This is a genomic window from Microbulbifer maximicatervae (SeqCode), from assembly GCF_052468095.1.
Genome location: NZ_CP174332.1, coordinates 478243 through 496558, shown reverse-complemented (window position 1 = coordinate 496558; position 18316 = coordinate 478243). Strand labels below are relative to the sequence as shown.

The 18316-nt window shown below is 52.3% G+C and carries 17 protein-coding genes; 3 read left to right on the top strand and 14 right to left on the bottom strand.

The window, feature by feature from the left end; translation table 11 throughout:
* Window positions 1-12: 12 nt before the first annotated feature.
* Together ACJJIL_RS02150 and ACJJIL_RS02145 are read right to left on the bottom strand one after the other, a co-directional pair.
* Window positions 13-900 (bottom strand): carbon-nitrogen hydrolase, encoded by an 888-nt coding sequence (locus ACJJIL_RS02150; protein WP_413663377.1) that lies wholly within the window; start codon window positions 898-900, stop codon window positions 13-15.
* A gap of 58 nt (window positions 901-958) precedes the next feature.
* On the bottom strand, window positions 959-1993 hold the full coding sequence (locus ACJJIL_RS02145) for an agmatine deiminase family protein (protein WP_445361100.1): 1035 nt from the start codon (window positions 1991-1993) through the stop codon (window positions 959-961).
* Between the two features lie 475 nt (window positions 1994-2468).
* Between ACJJIL_RS02145 and ACJJIL_RS02140 the strand changes: the two genes are divergently transcribed.
* Window positions 2469-2786 (top strand): DMT family transporter, encoded by a 318-nt coding sequence (locus tag ACJJIL_RS02140; RefSeq protein WP_108734565.1) that lies wholly within the window; start codon window positions 2469-2471, stop codon window positions 2784-2786.
* Between the two features lie 39 nt (window positions 2787-2825).
* On the opposite strand, the gene rsgA is transcribed toward ACJJIL_RS02140, so the two are convergent.
* A complete protein-coding gene (rsgA, locus tag ACJJIL_RS02135) occupies window positions 2826-3944 on the bottom strand; it encodes a ribosome small subunit-dependent GTPase A (RefSeq protein WP_445361099.1) in 1119 nt (372 codons plus the stop codon).
* A gap of 590 nt (window positions 3945-4534) precedes the next feature.
* On the opposite strand from rsgA, the gene pulA reads away from it, so the two are divergent.
* The gene (gene pulA / locus ACJJIL_RS02130) at window positions 4535-7861 is read left to right on the top strand and encodes a pullulanase-type alpha-1,6-glucosidase (protein ID WP_445361098.1); all 3327 of its coding nucleotides are present in this window, start codon (window positions 4535-4537) and stop codon (window positions 7859-7861) included.
* 152 nt (window positions 7862-8013) lie between these two features.
* Entirely contained in the window at window positions 8014-9288 is a 1275-nt protein-coding gene (locus ACJJIL_RS02125; protein ID WP_413663381.1) for an amidohydrolase family protein, read from the top strand.
* Window positions 9289-9413: 125 nt separating this feature from the next.
* On the opposite strand, the gene ribA is transcribed toward ACJJIL_RS02125, so the two are convergent.
* From ribA to glyA, 11 genes are all read right to left on the bottom strand, one after another.
* On the bottom strand, window positions 9414-10031 hold the full coding sequence (gene ribA, locus ACJJIL_RS02120) for a GTP cyclohydrolase II (RefSeq protein WP_445361097.1): 618 nt from the start codon (window positions 10029-10031) through the stop codon (window positions 9414-9416).
* A gap of 17 nt (window positions 10032-10048) precedes the next feature.
* On the bottom strand, window positions 10049-10684 hold the full coding sequence (locus ACJJIL_RS02115; protein WP_444918235.1) for a retropepsin-like aspartic protease family protein: 636 nt from the start codon (window positions 10682-10684) through the stop codon (window positions 10049-10051).
* Between the two features lie 17 nt (window positions 10685-10701).
* Window positions 10702-11190, bottom strand: a complete 489-nt coding sequence (locus ACJJIL_RS02110; protein WP_445361096.1) for a phosphatidylglycerophosphatase A family protein — start codon at window positions 11188-11190, stop codon at window positions 10702-10704.
* Window positions 11191-11232: 42 nt separating this feature from the next.
* Complete coding sequence (thiL, locus tag ACJJIL_RS02105) at window positions 11233-12174, bottom strand: thiamine-phosphate kinase (RefSeq protein ID WP_445361095.1); 942 nt, start codon at window positions 12172-12174, stop codon at window positions 11233-11235.
* Window positions 12175-12184: 10 nt separating this feature from the next.
* Window positions 12185-12628: a transcription antitermination factor NusB gene (gene nusB, locus ACJJIL_RS02100; RefSeq protein ID WP_282931196.1), complete on the bottom strand. Its 444-nt coding sequence runs from the start codon at window positions 12626-12628 to the stop codon at window positions 12185-12187.
* 69 nt (window positions 12629-12697) lie between these two features.
* Window positions 12698-13168: a 6,7-dimethyl-8-ribityllumazine synthase gene (gene ribH, locus ACJJIL_RS02095; protein WP_108735355.1), complete on the bottom strand. Its 471-nt coding sequence runs from the start codon at window positions 13166-13168 to the stop codon at window positions 12698-12700.
* A 77-nt stretch (window positions 13169-13245) separates the two neighbouring features.
* Window positions 13246-14367 carry a bifunctional 3,4-dihydroxy-2-butanone-4-phosphate synthase/GTP cyclohydrolase II gene (gene ribBA / locus ACJJIL_RS02090; protein WP_413663385.1) on the bottom strand — a complete coding sequence of 374 codons (1122 nt, stop codon included), beginning with the start codon at window positions 14365-14367 and terminating at the stop codon, window positions 13246-13248.
* 78 nt (window positions 14368-14445) lie between these two features.
* Window positions 14446-15108, bottom strand: a complete 663-nt coding sequence (locus ACJJIL_RS02085; RefSeq protein WP_108734575.1) for a riboflavin synthase — start codon at window positions 15106-15108, stop codon at window positions 14446-14448.
* Window positions 15108-16253, bottom strand: coding sequence for a bifunctional diaminohydroxyphosphoribosylaminopyrimidine deaminase/5-amino-6-(5-phosphoribosylamino)uracil reductase RibD (gene ribD, locus ACJJIL_RS02080; RefSeq protein WP_445361094.1), 1146 nt, complete (start codon window positions 16251-16253; stop codon window positions 15108-15110). Before ribD ends, ACJJIL_RS02085 begins: the two co-directional genes overlap by 1 nt.
* A complete protein-coding gene (gene nrdR, locus ACJJIL_RS02075) occupies window positions 16250-16717 on the bottom strand; it encodes a transcriptional regulator NrdR (RefSeq protein WP_108734577.1) in 468 nt (155 codons plus the stop codon). The genes ribD and nrdR overlap by 4 nt, the downstream gene beginning before the upstream one ends.
* A 153-nt stretch (window positions 16718-16870) precedes the next feature.
* Window positions 16871-18139, bottom strand: a complete 1269-nt coding sequence (glyA, locus tag ACJJIL_RS02070) for a serine hydroxymethyltransferase (protein ID WP_445361093.1) — start codon at window positions 18137-18139, stop codon at window positions 16871-16873.
* Window positions 18140-18316 lie beyond the last annotated feature (177 nt).

The window sequence follows — 18316 nt, the reverse complement described above, 5'->3', positions numbered from 1 at the left end:
AACTATCAACTCTTAATCACGGTAAATTTTCGTTAAGTCTTGGTAATGATCGACACGTCTATCTCGCAAGTATGGCCAAATACGACGTACTTGTTCACTTTTCTCCATATCTATATTCGCAATTAGTATCTCACCATCACTTTCACTTGCACAGGCAAGTAGCTCGCCCTGTGGACCACAGATAAAGCTATTACCCCAGAAATCAATGCCGGCAGAACTTCCACTGGAATCACTTTCATGGCCCACACGATTACAACTAATAACTGGTACGCCATTCGCTACCGCGTGGGACCTTTGTACAATTTTCCAGGCTTCAAGTTGCCGTTGCTGCTCAGCCGCATCATCGCGCGGGTCCCATCCAATTGCGGTTGGGTAAATCAGTAATTCTGCTCCAGCCATTGCCATCAGTCGGGCAGCTTCAGGAAACCATTGATCCCAACAAACCAATATGCCCAACTTGCCAATACTCGTATCTATAACTTCAAAGCCCAAATCACCAGGCGTGAAATAAAATTTTTCGTAAAATCCCGGATCGTCCGGAATATGCATTTTTCGATACTTTCCGGCAATAGAGCCATTTTTATCCAATACCACTGCAGTATTGTGATAAATACCTGCAGCACGCTTTTCAAATAAAGAGGTCACTATGACCACGCCGAGTTCTTTTGCAAGCCTTCCAAAATAATCCGTACTGGGTCCAGGGATCGTCTCAGCTAAATCGAATAAACTCACATCTTCTGACTGACAAAAATACAGACTACGATGCAACTCCTGCAGCACTACCAAATCAGCACCTTCACTCGCTGCGGCACGTATTCCCTGAGTTGACCTATCAATATTTTGTTGGCAATCAACAGTGTTATCTTGCTGAACAAGTGCCACTTTAACTATGTTACTCATTAATAAATTCGCTAGATTGTTTAATTTTAGATTAGATGCAAAAAATTTTTTTTAACGCCTAATTAGCCAAGAGGTTTTTCGGCAGCTGCATAGTTAAACAATGCAAACTACCGAACTGTTCGATAATGGGCCGGCAATTAACCGCAACTATCTGATGCTCCGGAAATGCCATCTGGAGAGTTTGTAACGCCTCAGTATCTTCTTCAACATCATATACAGGAGCTAGTACCGCATCATTGATAATTAGAAAGTTGGCATAAGTGGCAGGTAAACGCTCGCCACTTGCATTTGCTTGTCCGCTAGGCCATGGTAATTCCAGCAAATTAAATGGTTTCCCATCAAGCGAGCGCATTTGTACTAAACTCTGCTTCATTTTCTCAAGTTCATCAAAAAAACGATAACCACTTTCATTACAGCCCTGATAGACAATAGTTTGGCCAGGTGCGAACCGTGCAAGAGTGTCGATATGACTATCTGTATCATCGCCCTCTAATGCGCCATGATCCAGCCATAGAATATTCTTTGCACCTAACTCAGTTTTTAGCAGTCCCTCGATATCCGCTCTTGTCATGCGGTGGTTACGATTTTTATTTAGCAGACAGCGCTCAGTCGTTAAAAGGTTGCCCTTTTCATCAATATCTATTGCTCCACCTTCAAGAACGACGTCAATTTTCCGCCAATTACAGATACCCAATTGCTTAAACATTTCCTGGTTAATCTGATTGTCTAAATCAGCCGGGTATTTGCTTCCCCATCCATTAAACGTAAAATCGAGAGCAACAACTTGTCCTTGGCTGTTCACTACTGAAATTGGGCCATGATCTCTCGCCCAACTATCATTTGTGGCAACAACAACAAACTGAATATTTTGAATTATTACATTAGCCACATGTAATAGCTGGCTAATATGTTTTTTTAAAACCTCATCATGACAAACGACTACCAGTTTTTGTCGAGCAGTTATAGCTTCGCAAATAGAAACATAAACCGCTTCTACTTCGCTTAGTATCGGTCTCCAATCAGTATCCGCATGAGGCCAAGTGAGTATTATTGCATCTTGCTTTGCCCATTCAGGTGGCAATCTATTTGACATAAGTTTTAATTACTTTATCTGATAGTTATTTTAAATTTACAGGGGTATTGAACCAGCACCAAATAATAATAATTATCATTACAATAATATAGAAAAATTCATTTCGCGCAAGTTTGGGCTCGGATTTAAATAGACTTTCGCACAGTTTTATCGTTTTCCTGATTTCATCTGGAAAACAATGCAAAGCCCTCTCAGTAAAGATTTTATTTATTTAGCATGCTCCAACTTCCTCCGAAACAATGCACTTGGCAATGTAACTAATAGATTGCGTTTTAAGAGCTCAAACAGGTCCGACTGCACTTTGAGATTAATTACTGGATGGGAGCGAGGCACAGCTATCCACCTGACTTTCAATAAAGCTATCTCAGCTATTCTCAACTATATCTGTTCTAATACGGGAAAGACTTGTTTACTGACATGTCAACATTGATTTCTCCGCTAGAAGCAAATCGCCGAGTCTCTTTAAAGGAATATCATGGCCTGGTTCTACTTAATACTCGCCGGACTATGCGAAATTGGTTGGGTGCTGGGACTGAAAATTTCACAGGGCAGTAACACCCGCCTTCTGGGTGTGGTTATGGCTGTGGTATTTATTGGGGTCAGTGGATTTCTTCTGTGGCTGGCGCAGCGAGAGATACCTATTGGTACTTCCTATGCGGTCTGGACAGGAATTGGTGCCGCCGGAGCCTTTGCGGTAGGAGTGCTGTTCTTTGGAGACTCCACCAGCCTTGGACGCTACCTGGGAGTTTTGCTCATTATCTTAGGCGTTGTCACGTTAAAACTCTCTCATTAATTGAGAAGCACCCGGGAAAATTCCCGGGCGCCAGTTCTATTAATCCTCTGAATATTTGTGTTTACGTGCCTGGTTTTGCACAGATCGATACATCTGGGATAGCGCTCTCTCCCCTGCCCGTTTCTGCGCGAGAGTTTGACCGTTACGGCTTAGTTCCTGTTGCAGTTTTTGCCAATTGCGCAAGCGCCGATCATCCAACGAACCGCCCGTTATTGCCTCTTGTACCGCACAGCCTGGCTCTGACTGGTGCTGGCAGTCAGAGAAGCGACACTCTCTGGACAAGGCCTCAATATCAGAAAAAGTCTCCGCCACGCCATCTTCAACATGCACCAACCCCAGCTCCCGCATTCCAGGGCTATCGAGTAACAGCGCTCCCCAACTCAGGGAGTGAAGAGAGCGTTTCCGTGTAGTGTGACGCCCTTTACTATCGGCTTCGCGAATGGTCCCAGTCTCAGCCAGGGGTTCGCCAGACAGCGCATTTAGCAAAGTGGATTTACCCACTCCAGAAGAACCTAACAGCGCGATAGTTTCCCCAGGTAAGCACCACTGGCGCAGCTGTGCCACGCTTTCTCGATCCAGGCTATTTACCATTGCAGCGGGTAATTCGCCGAATGGACGCAATGCCTGAAGAAAAGGGGCTGTATCTTCACACAGATCGGTCTTAGTCAGTATCAGGTGTGGGCTGCAACCAGACTCCCGAGCCAGAGCCAAATAGCGCTCAATACGTGAGAGGTTAAAGTCATCATTCAGGGAGGAAACAATAAAAACACTATCGACATTGGCGGCGATCATCTGCACCTGATGCCCCCCAGGTGCCATGCGCTCAAACTGGCTGCTGCGGCTCAACAAACGCACGAAATATCCACTGCTCTTCTCTAACAACAGCCAATCCCCCACTGCGGGCAAATTAGCCACAAGACTCCCGGTTAGCGGAAGGGACACAGCCCCCTGCTCGCCGGCCAACTCCAGGCGACTGCGGTGTACAGCCATAACCCGCAGCGGCAAACACTGCTCGAGTTCTTCGAGCGTCAGCTGCTGTTGGAAAAAAGGCTTCCAACCGAGTTTTTGCAGCGGAGAAGCTTCCCGCTCAATTTTGATAGATGGGGATTTAGTGCCGAATCTATTAACAGACCGGCGGGTAAAGCGAGATTTACTCAAGATTGAAACCCTCTGGGCGCAATAAAGCACCAAGCGACCGCACATGCGCGGCCAACAGAGCTTTCTCAGGGAAAGCCCGACGTCTAGGAATCTATCGCCGGGCGTGGGCAGCTGGAGGCTGCTACTGGACCCGACGGAGGGTTGCAACAATCATCAATCATCCTCCGCAGTCATTGAGTTCTGGATTCCGCCAAAGTACCTGGCGGGTTATGGGCAAATTAGCACTACCCGGGGATAGGAGCAAGGATAATCCCGGGAAGCCTCTTAGTAATTGCCCCGCCATAAAAAGCAAAGCCGGCAAAAGCCGGCCTTCGAATCCGATTACAGCGAGTGCATCACCTTTCTCGACTCACCATAACCCGATCAGCTGAGTATAGATCCGGCTTTTTCTTTCGCCATCGTGTTTACTCGAGAAGCATCTTCTCCTGCGGGTATTTCCACCAAGTGACGAATCTATAAAGGTTTTATGACACCCCCAACCACCTCCCCCAGACCTCCACCTCCTCGGGGTGGGAGGCCGTCAATGCGTGACTGCGATTCAATACCAACTGAGAGAACCGCAACAAGTACAACAAAAAATGGGAAGCGCTATGCCAACAACAAAATTTACAGGGCCCGGCACAAAGGCCGGGCTGATTCTGGGGGCAGTCTTCTGCTCCATCCAAATACCGGTGTGGGCATCTGACACACCAGACCCCACAGAGGTCAATATTCCCGGCAACCTACAAAGCCAACTGGGCTGCGATGGCGACTGGCAACCAGGTTGTGTCGCCACCCTGCTCAGCTATGACAGCGAAGACGACAAATGGCAAGGCAGCTTTTGGATACCCGCCGGCAACTGGGAGTACAAAGCCGCTCTCAACAACAGCTGGGATGAAAATTATGGGTGGGGCGGCCAGCGGGACGGCGGTAATATTTCCCTCAGCCTGGATGAGGCCCGCGAAGTTAAATTTATCTACGACCACGAGACTCACTGGATCACCGACAACCACAGTAGCGTGGTCGCCGCTGTAGCCGGCAACTTCCAATCCCTGCTGGGGTGTCCGGGAAACTGGCAACCCAGTTGCCTGCGCAGCTGGATGCAGGATGCCGATGGAGATGGCACCTACACCTTTATCACCTCAGCACTGCCTGCCGGTTCCTATGAATTCAAGGTAGCCTTGCACGAAGGCTGGGAGGAGAGCTACGGAAACAATGGAGCTAACGTCAGCTTTACCGTGGCTGCCGATTACGACGAAATCTACTTTGCTTTTGACTCGAATAGTAAAGAAGTCACCGTCAGCAGTGATGGCTTCGCCAAGGGTGACCTGAGCAGCGATAAAGCTCACTGGGTGGATACCAGCAGCTTTGCCTGGGATATCCAGGTGCAGGAAGGTATCGAGGTTAAATTGCACTACAGCAACAGCGCCGAGCTAAAACTGGAGGACGGTGATATCCGTTCCGATGGCACCATCGATCTCACCCCTCTCGCCACCCTGCCCGACAGCGCCCAACAAAAATTCCCGCACCTGGCCAGTTTCAGTGCCTGGCAATTGCCGGGGCAGGCTTCCACTAGTGATCTGGTAACCCAGCAACTCGCCCTCGCCGCTTACGATGCGGAGGGCACGTTACTGGATGCGACTGGTGTGCAGATGGCAGGCGCGCTCGATGATCGCTTTTACTACGACGGTGAACTCGGTGCCCGTGTCGGCGAGGAGAATATCCAGCTCGATCTTTGGGCTCCCACCGCACGGGCAGTAAAACTGCACCTGTTTACAGACTCCAGCAGCGACAGCGCCGATCAGGTGGTATCCATGCTGCGCGATGAATCTACCGGGGTTTGGAGTGCCGATATCGACAAGCAGTGGGACCGCAGTTTTTATCTCTATGAGGTCGAGGTGTACTCCTACTTCAGCCGCCAGATTGAAACCAACCTGGTCACCGACCCCTATTCCCTGAGTCTCTCCATCAATAGTGGCAAAAGCCAGATCATTAACCTGAATGACCGGGACCTGAAGCCGCGCGGTTGGGATCGTCTGCGCAAGCCCAAGTTAACCCAGCCGGAAGACATCAGTATCTACGAGCTGCATGTGCGCGATTTCAGTATTGCGGATCAAACTGTCCCCGAAGCAGAGCGCGGCACCTTCAAGGCTTTCACCCGCAAGCACAGCGACGGCATGCGCCACCTCAATAAATTGGCCCGCGCCGGCCTCACCCATATCCACCTGCTGCCGGCCTTTGACTTTGCCACAGTAAATGAAGATCGCACCCAGCAGCAGCAAACCCCGGACCTCTCAGACTACGCATCGGACAGCAGCGAGCAGCAGGCCCAGGTGGATTCTGTTCGCGATACCGATGGCTTTAACTGGGGCTACGATCCATTGCACTACACAGTCCCCGAAGGCAGCTATAGCAGCGCTCCCGATGGACCTGCGCGCATTCGCGAATTCCGTCAAATGGTGCAAGGGCTATCCCACTCCGGCCTGCGACTGGTGATGGACGTGGTTTACAACCACACCAGCTCCTATGGCCAATACGACAACTCCGTACTCGATAAAATCGTCCCCGGCTATTATCACCGCCGCAATCTGGAAGGCGGTGTGGAAATGAGCAGCTGCTGCGCCAATACCGCCAGTGAGCACGCCATGATGGAAAAGCTGATGATCGATTCCCTGGTCACCTGGGCCCGGGCCTATAAGGTGGACAGCTTCCGTTTCGATCTGATGGGACATCACAGCCTCGACAATATCCTCAAAGCGCAAGCGGCACTGCAATCACTGACCCCGGCAGCCGATGGTGTCGATGGCAGCGCTATCTATCTGTACGGCGAGGGCTGGAATTTTGGCGAGGTGGCTGACGATGCTCGCTTTGTACAGGCCCGCCAGGGCAATATGGCCGGCAGCGGTATCGGCACCTTTAACGATCGCCTGCGCGATTCCGTGCGTGGTGGCAACCCCTTCGGAGGCTTTGAGGAGCAGGGCTTTGGTACCGGTCTGTTCACCGACAGCAACGGTAAGTTTGAGGGAGAAGATGAGCGTGCCACACTGCTTACCCTGGCAGATAAAGTCCGCGTTTCCCTCGCCGGCAACCTGGCGGATTATCCTTTTGAAGATGCCAACGGCAATATCATTACCGGCAGCGAGCTGGTCTATAACGGCCAGCCCACCGGCTATACTGCCGACCCGCAGGAATCCATTAATTATATTGCCGCCCACGACAACGAGACGTTGTTCGACGGAGTACAGATCAAAGCCAGCGACAGCGCCGACTTGGCTGAACGAGTGCGTATCCAGGCATTCAGTAATTCCCTGGTTCTGTTCGCCCAGGGAGTGCCGTTTATCCACGCAGGCCAGGATTTCCTGCGCTCAAAGTCGATGGATCGCGACAGTTACAACTCCGGTGACTGGTTTAATGCACTGGACTTCAGCCTCGCCACCGATAATTGGGGTGCGGGTTTACCTATCGCAGATAAAAACGAAGATAACTGGTCCCTGATGCAACCTTTACTGGCAAACCCGGAACTGGCTCCCGAGCGCCGGCACCGCTTGTGGAGTTCTGCTCTATTCCGCGAGCAACTGGCGATTCGCAACAGCTCTCCCCTGTTCCGCTTGTCTGATGCAGAGTCCGTAGAGGCACACCTTAATTTCCTCAACACCGGACCCGACCAGATTCCTGGGCTGATTGTGATGGAGTTATCCGATTCCAATGGCAACATCGATCGCCGCTTTGAACGTATTGTGGTGCTGTTTAATGGCGATGACGAATCATTGGAATTTACCAGCGAAAACCTTATTGGTGAGTACCTATTCAAGCACCCACGTCAGCGCCGATCAGTAGACTCACGCCTGCACAAAGTAAAATTTGATAGGAGCAGCGGCACCTTTACTCTGCCCGGCCGAACTACCACAGTATTTGTGCAGCCACGCCGTAGATATTAATTCTTTATAAATTTTAAAAGGCCGGATTTTCCGGCCTTTTTTTCATTTTTTAGAAACTAATTTCCCGGCTCTCACCAAGTAATCAGCTCGCAATTGTCATATTCCGCAGATTGATTTAGCGTGTACCTAAATAATAAATAGGTGTACAAATCATGAAGCGTCTCCTTCTCTGCGGCATCGCAACTCTTCTCTCATCCGCGACACTGGCAAAAACTACTGTTATCCATGCAGGCACACTCCTCGCCGTTCCCGGTGAGAAACCTTTGCAAGAGCAAAGTGTAATTATCGAGGACGGCAAGATCAGTGCTGTCAGATCCGGTTATGTAAGCCCGGATAACGCTGAAGTCATTGATCTTAAGAATAGTTTCGTAATGCCGGGCTTAATGGATATGCACGTGCATTTACAAGGTGAGCTGGGCCCTAAAAATGATACCGAGGCTCTCAAGATGTCCATGCCGCTGACCCAGATGCGCTCGCAAATGTTTGCCATGCGAACCCTGGAGTCTGGTTTTACCACTGTGCGCGATGCTGGTAACAGTGGTGAAGAAATGTATGCGATGCGCGATGCGATCAATAAAGGTTGGGTAGATGGCCCGCGAATTGTTGCAGCCGGCAGGGTGGGAATAACTGGTGGCCACGCAGATATCAGCGGTGTCAGTCCAGAGCTAATGGAGCTGCATGATGACAAGACCAAAACTGTATGCGACGGCCCCTACGAGTGCCGACGCGCGACCCGCCATGCGATCAAATATGGTGCTGACTTTATCAAGATTACCTCTACCGGTGGTGTGCTCACCGATCGCGCTACCGGAACTGGTCAGCAGATGGAAATGGATGAGTTAAAAGAGGTGGTCCTTGCAGCCAAACGTATGGGCCGCAAGGTGGCCAGTCATGCGCATCAGGAAGAAGGCATTATCGCCGCACTCGAGGCTGGTGTAGACAGTATTGAGCACGGCACCTACGCAGGTCCCCGCGCCCATAAGTTATTTAAAGAAACCGGCGCTTATCTGGTTCCGACACTTCTCGCCGGCGATACTGTGGTACAGCTGGCAAAAAATACCGATGTCTTATCTGAGGCTCAGAAGGAAAAAGCCATTCGTGTTGGCACAGACATGCGCGGCAATTTCCGTAAAGCGGTCAATGCCGGAGTAAAAATTGCTTTCGGTACCGACTCAGGTGTATCCAAGCACGGCATCAATGCCCGCGAGGCGGTACTGATGAGTGAAGCCGGTATGGACAATATGGCCATCCTGCAATCCGCTACCGTTAACGCCGCCGACCTGATCGATATGAGCGATTCACTGGGCACCATTGAGTCCGGTAAGTACGCCGATATTATCGCCACCGATGGCTCGCCACTGGATAATATCGATGAACTTTTAGATGTGGATTTTGTGATGAAAGGGGGCAAGGTCTTTAAGAATTAAAAGCTTCTGAAAAGTTTAATAGCGAAATTAAAATATTCGAACCCAGTTTTAATTAATTTCTACAAAATAAAAAAGGCCGGATAACTCCGGCCTTTTTTATTGGGGTGCTTCAAGAAAAGTGAAAGTTAGTTTTCCTCTTTTCCTTCTTCATCCTCATTTTCGATCAAGTGACCAAGTTTGCCTTTTTTGGTGGACAAATACTTGGCATTGTGGGGATTGCGTCCGGACTGGTGCGGCAGGCGCTCAGTCACATTGATGCCCAAGTCCTCCAGCGCTTTTACTTTGCGCGGGTTATTCGTCATCAAGCGAATGGCATGGATACCCAGGTGTTTGATCATTGCTTTCAGAATCGAGTAATCCCGCATATCGGCGCCAAAGCCCAACTGCTCATTGGCTTCCACCGTATCCGCACCACAATCCTGCAAGTGGTAAGCGCGAATCTTATTTAACAGACCGATACCGCGGCCCTCCTGGCGGAGATAGAAAATAGCTCCACGCCCCTCCATCGCTATGCGATGCATCGCATGTTGTAGCTGGGCACCACAATCACAGCGCAGGGAGAAAAGTGCATCTCCGGTCAGGCACTCAGAATGAATACGGGCCAACAGAGGCTCTTCGGTATCGAAGTCACCCATGGTGAGCACCACGTGCTCTTTTCCGGTTTCCACTTCCTCGAAACCGTGCATCTCAAACATACCCCAAGAGGTGGGTAGTTTTGAGGATTCCACAAAACGAATGGTCAACTTTATACCTCTTTAAATCAGTGTCGGGCGCGCAGTACCAGCACACCGCCCTGCTGTTCCATATCAACCTGGCTGAGAAAGCTGTTGCCAAGAAGTACCACCTGGGGGAAGTCATCGGCATGAACTGTCGCATCAACATTGTGAACTTTGATTCCACCTATGGTGACACTGCTAAGATTCACTCGATAAACGCTAGTAATACCATTAGCAGTAGAGACTAGTACTTCCTCGGCATTATCCAGATTCAGCCTTAGGCGACGAGCGGTAGGATAATTAATAGCAATATTGGTAGCGCCGGTATCCACCATCATCGGCACTCTCAGGCCATTGACCCAGGCATTTGTTAAATAATGTCCACGGCTATCGGCGGGAAGCCGTACTTCTGCTTTCGCCGCCTTGGCAAAACTGGTTGCTATAGGTGCATCCAAGGTCAGCTTTTGCTCCCGTCCAGACACACTAATCCGTGCATAACGAGTAGTCGCTTCCAACAGGGTGACACCCTCTGGGGATTTTTGTCCCGCCTTAAGAATTTTCTGGCGGCCATCAATTTCCAGCATGGCGCTATCGCCAAATAATCCCTTTAATTGAACCTGCTGTGCATTAGCACTCAGAGCAATCAAGAGACTTAAAAAAAATACAAAATAGCTGCGCATTGATCTTCCCTATCAATCTAAGCGCCCAGTACCCACGCCGTTAATTGCAGTACCAGGGACGCATAAACGGCGGCCAGTATATCGTCGAGCATAATCCCAACGCCACCTTGCACCTTGCGATCAGCCCAGCCAATGGGCGGGGGCTTGGCAATATCAAATATCCGGAAGAGGACAAAGCCGTATAGCGCCCAAGCCCAACCTGCAGGAGCCATAAACATGGTGAGCCAGTAGCCCACCATTTCATCCCAAACAATACCGCCGTGATCGTGAACTCCCATTTTCTTGGCAGCTGCACCACATAGATAGCAACCTACCACACCGGTAACAAACACAATGGCCAGATACCAGAATGGAGGCAAATCCTTCATCAACCACCAAAAAGGAATCGCTGCCAGGGTACCAAACGTACCCGGCGCTTTGGGTGCCAGCCCGGAGCCGAACCCAAATGCCAACAGTAAGGTGGGATCGCGCAACAGCTGGGAAAATGTCGGGTTGTTAATGCTCATATTATTGAATTCTCACAAAGGCACTATGGTCTACACAATGACTTAAAAGTGCCTATAGCCTGGCGATTGAGCAACCCAGGGATTGCCGTGATAGGAGCAACGTACCTGCGGCTCCCCCTCAACGAGTTTCCCTATGGGTGTAAAACCCAGTTGACGAACTTGCTCAACTGCGGCTGCCGGTGCGGTAAAACAAAGCTGGTAGTCATCCCCTCCACAGGCCGCCAGCTCTACGGCAGTATCAGCTGCCAATCGATTGGCTAGGGGGGCTATGGGCAGAGACTCCAGGTTTATTTCTGCTGCCACACCGCTCGCTTTGCAGATATGGCCCAGATCCCCCAGTAATCCGTCGGAAATATCCAACGCACTGGTAGCAATGCCTGCAATCGCGTTGGCAGTTTCTAATTGCGGCTCGGGAAAATAGAAAGCCTGCTCCGCTTCCCGCCGCACTGACTCAGTCACATTCCGCTCTGCCAAAACAACGGGCAGGGCTGCTGCGGCAGCGCCCAGTGGGCCGCTCACATAAATATTGTCGCCGACAGAAGCGCCATCCCGCCGGAGGGGCTTTTCGGTATGGCCGATAACCTGAATAGTAATGGACAAGGGGCCAGCGGTAGTGTCACCACCCACAAGGGAAACCCCAAACTTACCAGCAGTTTCCAGCAGGCCACTGGCGAATTTCTCCAGCCAAACGGAGTCGCTATCGGGTAAGGTCAGGGCAAGGGTAAACCAGAGTGGGCGGGCATTCATTGCCGCCAGGTCACTGATATTCACACGCAGTGCACGGCTCGCAAGCATGAATGGGTCAGCACCTGCGGGGAAGTGACGACCTGCTACCAGGGTGTCCATAGAAGTGGCCAACTGCCCGCTGACAGGTGCTTGCAATAGCGCGCAGTCATCGCCAATCCCCAGGGCTACACCTTCGCCCTGGGGAGCGCGGGCGAAGTAATTGCGGATGATCTCAAACTCCCCCGGCGCTTTAGACATAATTGCTGGCTCAGCCCTTCTTGTCTGCGGCTACCTCTGCCGAGCGCAGGTCCGCAGCGGTCTTATCCAAAATGCCATTGATAAACTTGAAGGCATCGGTGGGACCAAATTTTTTCGCCAGGGCCACCGCCTCATTAATGACAACCTTGTAAGGTACATCGATACGGTTTTTCAGCTCGTAAGTGGCCATGCGCAAGAGCGCGCGGGATACAGGGTCCAGGTCTTCCACTTTGCGATCCAGGTGCGACGTGTAAGCGCCCTCTACCTCATCAAGGTTTTTCGCTACGCCGTGGAAAATATCACGAAAATATTCCACGTCGGTTTTGCTCATATCATTATCGGCGTGAAACTCGGCCTCAATGGAATTAAGGCTGGCGCCGGCCATCTGCCACTGATAGAGCGCCTGCATGGCGTAGTGACGTGCCTTACGGCGGGCGGATGCAGTTACGGTCATTGTCTTTTCCGGTAGATACTTCACAGAATGGGCTGCACCGACACACCTTTTGTGCCGGCGCGCCGGCAATTAAATCTTGCCGAGTAGGGAAACCATTTCCAGGGCGGTTTCGGCGGCTTCACAACCTTTGTTGCCAGCCTTGGTGCCTGAGCGTTCAATAGCCTGCTCAATGGAGTCCACTGTCAGCACGCCAAAGGTGACGGGAATGCCAGTATTCATGGATACCTGAGCCAGGCCTTTGGTGCACTCGCCAGCCACATACTCAAAGTGCGGGGTGCCACCACGGATAACCGCGCCCAGGGCAATAATGGCATCAAACTTTTTAGTCTCAGCCAGCTTCTGTGCCGCCAGGGGAAATTCGAATGCGCCCGGGGCGTAGTAGATAGTGATATCTTCATCCTTGATACCCTTGCGGCGCAGGGTGTCCAGTGCACCATCCTTTAGGCTTTCAACCACAAAGCTGTTCCAGCGGCTCACCAACAGTGCGTATTTGCCCGTACTGCCGACAAAGTCCCCTTCGATCACTTGAATATTGCTCATAATTTTCAATCCGTATTTCTTGTCTATCGCCGCCGCTATCAGGACAGTAGCGGCGCTTCAGTATTGTTACTCTTTTATTAGGGTTGCGGCGCCTCTACGTTCAGGTATTCCTCTACCTCCAGGTCAAACCCGGAAATAGCACTGAACTTGAACGGTGCGCTCATCAGGCGCATTTTGCGCACCTTGAGATCCCTCAGAATTTGCGAACCGGTACCTACCTGCTTGTACACCAGGTCCTGGCTGGGGCGCTGTTGCTTGCCGCTGATCAGCCAATCAATACTCTCTTCGATTTCTTCGGTGGTTTCGTTGTGGCAGATCAGTACCACAACACCCTTACCCTCTTCTTCAATACGCTGCATCGCGCGGCGGAAGGTCCACGGGGTGAATTTTTCATCGCCGCGCTGAATCGTAAGCACATCGCGCAGAGTATTTCCCACATGCACACGAACCAGGGTCGGCTCTTCTGGGGTGGGGTCGCCTTTAACAAAGGCAAAGTGGCGTTCGCGGCGGGCCTTATCGAGATAAGTGCGCAGCTTGAACTCACCGAACTCGGTGCGCACCTTGCGCTCATTAACGCACTCGACGGTTTTCTCATTCAGGGCGCGATAGGTAATCAGGTCGGCGATAGTGCCGATCTTCAGGTTGTGCTCTTTCGCGAACTTTTCCAGGTCCGGGCGGCGGGACATGGTGCCGTCTTCATTCATAATCTCAACAATCACCGCAGCCGCCTCAAAACCCGCCAGGCGGGCCAGGTCGCAACCGGCTTCGGTGTGGCCTGCGCGGCTTAATACACCGCCGGGCTGGGCCATAATGGGGAAGATATGGCCGGGCTGTACAATATCGCTGGGCTTGGCATTTCTGGCCACAGCGGCGCGAACCGTACGCGCGCGATCGGCGGCGGAAATACCGGTGGTGACACCCTCTGCCGCCTCAATGGATACGGTGAAGTTGGTGCTGAACTGGGCTCCGTTGTCCCGCGACATCAGTGGCAGGTCCAACTGCTCACAGCGCTCTTTGGACATGGGCATACAAATCAGGCCACGGGCATGAGTGGCCATAAAGTTGATGTCTTCAGCGCGAATCTGCTCCGCAGCCATCACCAGGTCGCCCTCGTTCTCGCGATCTTCATCATCCATCAGGATTACCATTTTGCCCTGGCGGATATCGTCGATCAGTTCTTCAACCGTATTTAGTTCCATGGTTAACTCTGGATAAATTTATCAATTGCAAATAGAGCGGCTATCGCTGCTGTTTTCGCCGTGGTGCACGGCCCATCTTTAGCGCTTGTAAAACCCGTTCTGGGCCAAAAATTCGAGGGTCATGCCCCCACCACTAGGCTTGGCTGCCTCATCACCGAGGAGTAGCCGCTCCAAGTAGCGCGCAATCAGGTCCACTTCCAGGTTGACCCGAGTACCGGCGGTATAACCGGCCATAATCGTTTCCTGCAACGTGTGTGGCACTATGGTGAGTTCAAACTCAGCCCCATCCACGGCATTGACCGTGAGGCTGGTGCCGTCGACGGTGATAGACCCTTTATGGGCAATATAGCGAGCCAGGTTTTCCGGTGCGCGCAGGCGGAACCGCTCGGCGCGAGCCTCGGACTTGCGCCATACCACCTCGCCAATACCATCCACATGGCCGCTGACAATGTGTCCACCCAGGCGGGTCTGGGGTGTCAGTGCTTTTTCCAGATTGACCCGGTCGCCTTTTTTCCAGCGGCCCACCGTTGTCACATCCAGGGTTTCCGCAGAGACATCCGCCCAGTAACCATCACCGGGCAGGTCAACAACCGTGAGACAAACACCATTGGTGGCAATACTGTCCCCCAGTTGCACATCACCCAGATCCAGCTTACCGCTGCGCACACGCACACGCAGGTCGCCGCCCTGGGGTTTTAACTCTGCAATCTCGCCTAAGGCTTCAATAATTCCGGTAAACATCAGCGCTCGATATCGGTTGTTGCAGTAATGCGCCAGTCGTGACCAACTGCGCGCATATCGGTAATCGTAATCGGCAGCATCGAGCCCATACGCTCGATAGGCAGTTCAAACAGCGGCCGCCCGGTGCTACCCAGCAGTTTTGGCGCCATATAAACAATTATTTCGTCGACATGGCCACGATAGAGGAATTCACCAGAGAGGGTCGCACCGCTCTCTACCAAAACTTCATTGCACTGGCGTCGCGCCAACTCCTTGAGCAGGGCGAGCAGGTCTACGCGGCCCTCTTTGTCGTGGGGTAAAACCACGACTTCCGCACCCGTTTTCTCAATACGCTCGCGACGCTCGGCCTCCGCGCGCTCTGTCGTGCACACCAATGTGGGGGCATCCCCCTGCAAAATAAAGGCTCTCGCTGGGGTGCGCAGCTGACTGTCAACAATTACCCGCAGCGGCTGCACTTCGGCGGCTCGCTCTGCGGCCAGCATTTCCAGTGCCATTTCATCGGCGCGCACATTGAGATTGGGATTGTCGAAGCGCACCGTCTCAACCCCGGTGATCACTGCACAACTGCGAGCGCGCAGGCGCTGTACATCGGCGCGAGCCGCAGGGCCCGATACCCACTTTGATTCCCCACTGGCCATAGCGGTGCGCCCATCCAGGCTCATGGCGGATTTGCTTCGCACCAGGGGCAGTCCCAGGGTCATACGCTTGATAAAGCCAGGATTTAGAGCGCGACACCTCTCTTCCAGGATGGGGCCTTCCACTTCGATCCCAGCATCGCGCAATATTTGCAATCCGGCACCGCTGACATTCGGATTCGGGTCCTGCATTCCGTAAATAACCTGGGCCACGCCGGCCTTTACCAACGCCTCGGCACAGGGACCTGTGCGGCCGGTATGGCTGCAGGGCTCAAGAGTGACATAAACCGTAGCCCCCTGAGCCAGGTCGCCGGCATCACTCAAGGCTTCGATCTCAGCGTGGGGTTCGCCGGCCCGCTTGTGCCAACCTTCGCCGACAACATTGCCATCCCCGTCAGTAATCACACAGCCCACTCGCGGATTCGGCATAGTGGTGTAGAGACCGCGCTCTGCCAACTGAATAGCGCGGGCCATCAGTGCTTCCGCACTGTGTACAACAGTTTGACTCATTCTGTCTTCGATCCCTTACTGGTCAGTCGCTCAATCTCTTCTCTAAACTCGCTGACATCCTCAAAACGGCGATAGACAGAAGCAAAGCGCACATAGGCCACCTGGTCCAGCTCACGCAGCTGCTCCATCACCAATTCACCAATAGCACGCGCCGGCAACTCCCGTTCTCCGGTCGCCTGCAGGGCGTGTTTTATTTGAGATACCGCCGACTCCACCCGCTCAATACTCACCGGGCGCTTTTCCACAGCGCGCTGAATACCCGCGCGCAGCTTGTCTTCATTAAACGGCTCGCGCTGGCCGTTTTGCTTGATCACTCGCGGCAGCAGCAGCTCCGCAGTTTCAAATGTGGTAAACCTCTCGTGGCACTCCAGGCACTCGCGCCGGCGGCGTACTTGGTCGCCCTCAGCCACCAATCGGGAATCGACTACTTTTGTTTCTTCTGCGCTGCAGAACGGACAGTGCATGTGGGATTATCCCCGGAATGGAAAATGGACCGCAGTTTACCACAGCCGTTGCACTGTGTGACCGCGGCACGCACAGCCACAGTGCATCGCAAATTCAACAGGGACACATAAAAAAAGCGGCTCTATGAGCCGCTTTTTTGTCAGCAATGCTGATCAGCCTTTTTTATACACAGGAAACTCTGCGCAAATACCCAGAACTTTCTGCTTCACATCGGCGATAGTTGCTTCAACATCACCTTTCTCCAGTGCATCCAGCACGTCGCAGATCCAGTGAGTGAGCTGCTGGGTTTCCTTTACACCAAAGCCGCGAGTAGTGATTGCCGGGGTACCGACACGCAGGCCGCTGGTAATGAAAGGAGAGCGCGGGTCATTGGGTACCGCGTTCTTATTAACGGTGATGTTGGCGTTACCCAGGGCTTCATCCGCATCCTTACCGGTGTACTCTTTGCCAATCAGGTCAACCAGCATCAGGTGATCATCGGTCCCACCGGATACAATGTTGATACCGCGATCGAGGAAGGTCTCCGCCATTGCGCGGGCATTTTCCACAACCTTCTTCTGGTAGGCCTTGTATTCAGAGGTCATGGCCTCTTTGAAAGAAACCGCTTTCGCCGCGATCACATGCATCAGCGGGCCACCCTGACCACCGGGGAATACAGCGGAGTTGAGCTTCTTCTCAATTTCTTCGTTGGCGCGCGCCAGGATGATACCGCCGCGGGGGCCACGCAGGGTTTTGTGAGTAGTAGAAGTCACAACATCGGCGTGGGAGATTGGGGAGGGATACTCACCAGCGGCAACCAGGCCTGCAATGTGAGCCATATCCACAAACAGGTAAGCACCCACTTTGTCAGCGATCTCGCGGAAACGCGCCCAATCCATCACTCGGCTATAGGCAGAGAAACCAGCCACGATCATCTTCGGCTTGTGCTCAAGCGCCAGGCGTTCAACTTCCTCGTAATCCACTTCGCCAGTTTCCGGGTTCAGACCGTACTGCACTGCATTGTAGATCTTGCCGGAAAAGTTAACGCGGGCACCGTGGGTAAGGTGGCCACCGTGGGCCAGACTCATGCCCAGTACAGTGTCACCTGGGGCGCAGAGCGCCTGGTAAACAGCCGCATTAGCCTGTGACCCTGAGTGCGGTTGCACATTGGCGTAATCAGCACCAAACAGCTCCTTGGCCCGCTCAATGGCCAGGGTTTCCACTTTGTCCACGTACTCACAACCGCCGTAATAACGCTTGCCTGGATAGCCCTCGGCATACTTGTTAGTCAGGCTGCTGCCCTGAGCTTCCATTACCATTGGGCTGGTGTAGTTCTCAGAGGCGATTAACTCGATATGGTCTTCCTGACGAGAGTCTTCCTCCTGGATGGCTTCCCAAATTTCCGGGTCGTAAGAAGCTAAAGTGACAGATGAATCAAACATGGTGTTCCCTCGGTAAAGCGGGCTTGAGTAGAGGCTTGTAAAACTCGATACCACAGCGCCCAGACTTATGAGTAGGACCAAAGGCTCCCAGCGTGGGATGGCCCTACTGCTCAATGCATTCTGGGCATTTTAGAAAGGCGCGCATTGTACACCAAGGGCAGCATGAATGCGCAAATG

Coding starts and splice junctions, on each gene's coding strand:
- ACJJIL_RS02150 (WP_413663377.1), bottom strand. CDS start 900: ATGAGTAACATAGTTAAAGTGGCACTTGTTCAGCAAGATAACACTGTT.
- ACJJIL_RS02145 (WP_445361100.1), bottom strand. CDS start 1,993: ATGTCAAATAGATTGCCACCTGAATGGGCAAAGCAAGATGCAATAATA.
- ACJJIL_RS02140 (WP_108734565.1), top strand. CDS start 2,469: ATGGCCTGGTTCTACTTAATACTCGCCGGACTATGCGAAATTGGTTGG.
- pulA (WP_445361098.1), top strand. CDS start 4,535: ATGCCAACAACAAAATTTACAGGGCCCGGCACAAAGGCCGGGCTGATT.
- ACJJIL_RS02125 (WP_413663381.1), top strand. CDS start 8,014: ATGAAGCGTCTCCTTCTCTGCGGCATCGCAACTCTTCTCTCATCCGCG.
- ACJJIL_RS02115 (WP_444918235.1), bottom strand. CDS start 10,684: ATGCGCAGCTATTTTGTATTTTTTTTAAGTCTCTTGATTGCTCTGAGT.
- ACJJIL_RS02110 (WP_445361096.1), bottom strand. CDS start 11,190: ATGAGCATTAACAACCCGACATTTTCCCAGCTGTTGCGCGATCCCACC.
- thiL (WP_445361095.1), bottom strand. CDS start 12,174: ATGTCTAAAGCGCCGGGGGAGTTTGAGATCATCCGCAATTACTTCGCC.
- nusB (WP_282931196.1), bottom strand. CDS start 12,628: ATGACCGTAACTGCATCCGCCCGCCGTAAGGCACGTCACTACGCCATG.
- ribH (WP_108735355.1), bottom strand. CDS start 13,168: ATGAGCAATATTCAAGTGATCGAAGGGGACTTTGTCGGCAGTACGGGC.
- ribBA (WP_413663385.1), bottom strand. CDS start 14,367: ATGGAACTAAATACGGTTGAAGAACTGATCGACGATATCCGCCAGGGC.
- ACJJIL_RS02085 (WP_108734575.1), bottom strand. CDS start 15,108: ATGTTTACCGGAATTATTGAAGCCTTAGGCGAGATTGCAGAGTTAAAA.
- ribD (WP_445361094.1), bottom strand. CDS start 16,253: ATGAGTCAAACTGTTGTACACAGTGCGGAAGCACTGATGGCCCGCGCT.
- nrdR (WP_108734577.1), bottom strand. CDS start 16,717: ATGCACTGTCCGTTCTGCAGCGCAGAAGAAACAAAAGTAGTCGATTCC.
- glyA (WP_445361093.1), bottom strand. CDS start 18,139: ATGTTTGATTCATCTGTCACTTTAGCTTCTTACGACCCGGAAATTTGG.